Genomic DNA, 5243 nt, shown 5'->3' with positions numbered 1-5243 from the left:
AGGGCCAGGACAGCCAGGCCTCGGTCGGCTCGGGCTTCTTCGTCAGCGACGACGGACTCATCGTCACCAACTACCACGTCGTCAGCCAGCTCGCGCTGCAGCCCGAGCGCTACCGGCTGGTCTACACGCGCGTCGATGGCCGCGAAGGCAGCCTGCAATTGCTCGGCTTCGATGCGGTCCATGACCTGGCGCTGGTCAAGGCGCTGCCGGCGGGCGCCGGCAAGGAGAGCGCCCCGCGCGACGTGCCGGGCGCGCCGCTCACTTTTCGGCCGGCCGACGAGCCGCTGGCCCAGGGCGAGCGCATCTACTCGCTGGGCAATCCGCTCGACGTCGGCTTCGCGGTGCTCGAAGGCACCTACAACGGCCTGGTGGAACGCAGCTTTTATCCGAGCATCTTCTTCGGCGGCGCGCTCAACTCGGGCATGAGCGGCGGGCCGGCGCTCGACGAGCAGGGCCGCGTGGTCGGCATCAACGTGGCAACAAGGCGCGATGGCCAGCAGGTGAGCTTTCTGGTGCCGGCGCGGTTTGCGCAGGTGCTGCTCGAGCGTGCGCGCGCAGCCGAGCCGATCAGGGCGCCGGTCTACCCGGAGCTGACCGCGCAACTCTTTGCGCACCAGGAAACGGTGACGCAGCGTTTCGTGAGCCAGCCGTGGCGCAGCGCCGGGCACCCGGACTACCGCATTCCCGTGCCGCAGGAGGACTTCATGCGCTGCTGGGGCCGCAGCACGCCGTCCGACACCAAGGGGCTGGAGTTCGAGCGCTCCGACTGCGAGATGGACACGCAGGTCTTCGTCAGCGGCGCGCTGGCCACTGGCACGCTCGGCGTGCGCCACGAAGCCTACGACGGCCGCAAGCTGGGTGTGCTGCGCTTCACCGAGCGCTACAGCGCGAGCTTTCGCAACGAGAGTTTCGGCCGGCGCATGGGCAAGGAATACACCGCGCCGAAATGCCACGAAAGCTTCGTCGAACAAGCCGGACTGCCGCTGCGTGCGGTGCTGTGCATGAGCGCCTACAAGCGCCTGGCCGGGCTTTACGATCTGAGCGTGCTGGTGGCCACGCTCGACCAGGGCAGCGCCGGCGTGCAGGGCCGAATCGATGCGCGGGGCGTGAGCTTCGACAATGCGATGCGCCTGGCCGAGCATTACCTGAGCGGCTACGCGCGCAAGGAGGCGCCGTGAGCCGGCGATCGAAGCAGGCGGTGGCGGCCTGGACGGGCCGGCGCGCAGCGATGCGGTTGCCGGCGGGACTGAACAGGCCGATCCGGGTGGCGATGTTCTGTCTGGCGCACCGGCGGTCGGTCCCGGTCACGCGCCGATGACCCCCGAGCCGAGGGTCGCGCCCGAAGCTCGACTCGCGCTGGTCGAACTGCTCGACCGCGATGGCGGCGTCGCTCACCGCATTGCCGTGGCCCGCTGGCCGATCACCATCGGCCGCGCGCTCGATTGCGACGTGCTGCTCGACGACCCGCATGCCGCCGCCCACCACGCGAGCCTCGACATGCGGGACGGCCAAGCGACGCTGACCGTGGGCGACACGATCAACGGCCTGCGACTCGCGGGCTGCCTGCTGTCCGCCGGACTCAGCCTGCCGGTGGCAAGCGGCAGCGAATGGCAGATCGGCCGCACGCGGTTGCGCTTGCGCCTTCCCGGCGAAGCGCTGGCGCGGGAACAAGCGCTGGCGCCACCAGTGCCGCTGCGCGGCCGCTGGCTGGCCGCCGGCCTGCTGTTGATGCTGGCCTGGCTGCTGGGCAATCACTGGCTCGAAAGCGACCCGGGCAATCCGCTGAGCGGCTATTTGCCGGTACTGGTGGCCGTGCCCATCGGCCTGGGCGTTTGGTGTTTCCTGTGGGCGCTGGGCGCAAAACTCTTCACCCGCCACTTCGACTTCCTGGCGCATCTGCGGCTGGCCTTGTCGGTGCTGCTGGCTTCGCTGCTGCTCGGCGCCGTGCTGCCACTGGCGGCCTTTGCGCTGTCGTGGCCGTGGCTGCTGCGCGCGGGCGAGGTGCTCATGCTGGCACTCGGCTGCGTGTTGCTCTACGGGCATTTGAGCCTCATTCTTCCGACGCGGCGGCAGGCGCTGGCGGTCGGCTTCGCGACGATGTTCGTGGTCGGCATCAGCCTGAAGCTGCTGCTCAACCATCAACAGAGGGATCGCTGGTTCTCGCCGCTTTACCTGAGCACGCTGGGCCCGCCGGCGCTGCGCTTGGCACCGGCCGTGACCGCCGAGCGGTTCCTTGACGAGGCACGGCGCCTGCAGGCGCCGCTGGAGCGGCAGGCGCGCGACAAGGATTCACCGGCCTGGCTGCCGGAGGATGACCTCGAGGAGTGACGGTCTCACCCAGACTGCACCTCGCGGGCGGCGCAACTAACGGGCAATCCTCGGCCCCTGAGCGGCCGGCCCTTCAGACAAGCCACCCCTTTCAGCGCCACGGACACTGTTTTTTCTGCCAAAATAGAACGATCGTTCGTTTTTGCGCGGAGCGCCCTTGTCCCCTCTGAGTCCTGACAACAACCCGGCCGGCGGTGCCGACCTGCCTGTCGAATCCGAAGGCGGTCGCGGCGAGGCGCGCACGGCGGCGCGCGGTCAGCACAAAGGTCAGCAAACCCGCGCGGCGATTCTCGATGCGGCCCTGGGCCTGGCCTCGCAAATCGGGCTGGAGGGCCTGTCGATCGGGGCGCTGGCCGATTGCACGCGCATGAGCAAGTCGGGCGTGTTCGCGCACTTCGGCTCGCGAGAGGAATTGCAGATCTCGGTCATCCGCGAATACCACAACCGGTTCGAGGAAGAGGTCTTCCACCCTGCCCTGCTCGAGCCTCGTGGCTTGCCCAGGCTGTGCGACCTGTTCGAGCGCTGGGTCAAACGCGTGTCGGTGGAGATCGACTCGGGCTGCATCTACATTTCCGGCGCGGTCGAATTTGACGACCGGCCCGGCCCGGTGCGTGACGCCCTGGCGAGCATGGTGCGCGCCTGGCACGGCGCGCTGGAGCGCGCGATCGTGATCGCGATCGAAGAAGGCCACCTGAAGACCGATGCCGACCCGATGCAGATGCTGTTCGAGATCCATGGCCTGATCTTGGCGCTGCACCACGACGCGCGCTTCATGCGCAACCCCGGCGCGATCGAGCGCGCGGGCCGTGGCTTCGAGCGCATCCTGGCCGACAACCTCACCCCTGCGGCCGCGAGCCCGGCCGCCGCCCGGAAAAAGGCGCGCTGAGCAACCCACTCCGTGTGCCGTATCGACTGCCCGTTTCCTTCTGACCCGGAGAACCCTTCATGGCCAGCTACACCCCCCCGATCCGCGACATGCAGTTCTTGCTGCACGAACTGCTCAGCGTGACCGACGAGCTGCGCGCCATGCCGCCGCATGCCGAGATCGACGCCGACACCATCAACGCCGTGCTCGAGGAAGGCGGCAAGTTCGCCGCCGAGGTGCTGTTTCCGCTCAACATCAGCGGCGACGAGGAAGGCTGCACGCTCGACCCGGCGACCCACGAGGTGCGCACGCCCAAGGGCTTCAAGGCGGCTTACGAGAAGTACGTCGAAGGCGGCTGGCCGGCGCTGGCCGGCGACCCTGCGTACGGGGGCCAGGGTCTGCCGATCACGGTGAACCAGTGCCTGTACGAGATGAACAACAGCGCCAACCAGGCCTGGACCATGTACCCCGGCCTGACGCACGGCGCATACGAAGCGCTGCACGAACACGGCACCGACGAGCAGAAGGCGCTCTACCTGAGCAAGCTCACCAGCGGCCAGTGGACCGGCACCATGTGCCTGACCGAGCCGCACTGCGGCACCGACCTGGGCCTCTTGCGCAGCAAGGCCGAGCCTCAACTGGACGGCAGCTACCGCATCACGGGCGCGAAGATCTTCATCAGCTCCGGCGAGCACGACCTGACGGACAACATCGTTCACCTGGTACTGGCGCGTTTGCCGGATGCCCCGACCGGCTCCAAGGGCATCTCGCTGTTCGTCGTGCCGAAGTTCCTGGTCAAGGCCGACGGTTCGCTGGGCGAGCGCAATCCGGTCTATTGCACCGGGCTCGAACACAAGATGGGCATTCACGGCAACGCCACGGCGCAGATCAACCTCGACGGCGCCGTCGGCTCCCTGGTCGGCGAGCCCCACAAGGGACTGGCGGCGATGTTCGTGATGATGAACGTGGCACGCCTGGGCGTGGGCATGCAGTCGCTGGGCCTGACCGAGGTGGCGTACCAGAACGCCGCCGCCTATGCGAAAGACCGGCTGCAGATGCGCTCGCTGTCCGGCCCCAAGGCGCCCGACAAGCCGGCCGATCCCATCATCAACCACCCCGATGTGCGCAAGATGCTGCTGACGGCGCGTGCCTTTGCCGAAGGCGGCCGCGCGCTCTCGCTCTACACCGCGCTGCTGATCGACCGCGAGCTCTCGCACCCCGACGAAGACGTTCGCCAGGAATCGGCCGACCAGGTGGCCCTTCTCACCCCCATCGTCAAGGCCTTCCTGACCGACAACGCCTGGCTCGCCACCTCGCACTGCATGCAGGTGTTCGGCGGCCACGGCTACATCAAGGAATGGGGCATGGAGCAGTACGTGCGCGATGCCCGCATCAACATGATCTACGAGGGCACCAACACGATTCAGTCGCTGGACCTGCTGGGCCGCAAGGTGCTGGGCGACAACGGCAAGAAGCTCAAGGCCTTCGGCAAGATGATTGCCGACTTCATCGAAGAAGAAGGCACGGACGAGGCGATGCAGGAGTTCGTGAACCCGCTGGCCGACCTGGGCGACAAGGTCACCAAGCTCACCACGGAGTTGGGCATGAAGGGCTTCGGCAATGCCGACGAAGTGGGCGCGGCGGCGGTCGATTACCTGCGCGTGGTCGGCCACCTGGTGTTCGCCTACCTGTGGGCCCGCATGGCCAAGATCGCGTTGGAAAAGCAGGATTCGGGCGACGCCTTCTACACGGCCAAGCTGGCCACGGCACGCTTCTACTTCGCCAAGCTGCTGCCCGAGACGGCGATGCTGATCCGCACCGCGCGTACCGGCTCGGCGCCGCTCATGGCGATGGACGAGGCGCTTTTCTGAGCGCCACCCTTTGCGACTTCAACTTCGGGAGACGACGATGACGACGATCAAGCAGCTTGCCGCCAGCGCCTTCCTGGCGCTCGGCGTTCTGGTGACCGCGGCCCATGCGCAGGCGCCAGCCACGCCGGTCGGCCTGTGGAAGACGATCGACGACGAAACCAAGACGGAGAGGTCGCTGG

Annotated in this window: 4 protein-coding genes; all 4 read left to right on the top strand. The window is 67.7% G+C overall.

The annotated features are described in order from the left end of the window. Positions 1-1178 (top strand): serine protease (locus tag H0W38_RS16015; protein WP_292455887.1); only part of this gene is annotated, 1178 nt, incomplete at its 5' end. A gap of 136 nt (positions 1179-1314) precedes the next feature. Next, positions 1315-2328, top strand: coding sequence for an FHA domain-containing protein (locus H0W38_RS16010; protein WP_292455885.1), 1014 nt, complete (start codon positions 1315-1317; stop codon positions 2326-2328). Positions 2329-2530: 202 nt separating this feature from the next. Further along, entirely contained in the window at positions 2531-3214 is a 684-nt protein-coding gene (locus H0W38_RS16005; protein ID WP_292455889.1) for a TetR/AcrR family transcriptional regulator, read from the top strand. A gap of 59 nt (positions 3215-3273) precedes the next feature. Continuing rightward, entirely contained in the window at positions 3274-5064 is a 1791-nt protein-coding gene (locus H0W38_RS16000; protein WP_292455883.1) for an acyl-CoA dehydrogenase C-terminal domain-containing protein, read from the top strand. Positions 5065-5243 lie beyond the last annotated feature (179 nt).

It is taken from the genome of Methylibium sp., from assembly GCF_013817365.1.
In the GTDB taxonomy this organism is placed as follows: Bacteria; Pseudomonadota; Gammaproteobacteria; order Burkholderiales; family Burkholderiaceae_C; genus Methylibium.
This window is presented reverse-complemented; position numbering and strand designations above follow the sequence as displayed.

Excerpts from the sequence above, each read along its gene's own strand:
- H0W38_RS16010 (WP_292455885.1), top strand. The coding sequence starts at position 1,315 with ATGACCCCCGAGCCGAGGGTCGCGCCCGAAGCTCGACTCGCGCTGGTC.
- H0W38_RS16000 (WP_292455883.1), top strand. The coding sequence starts at position 3,274 with ATGGCCAGCTACACCCCCCCGATCCGCGACATGCAGTTCTTGCTGCAC.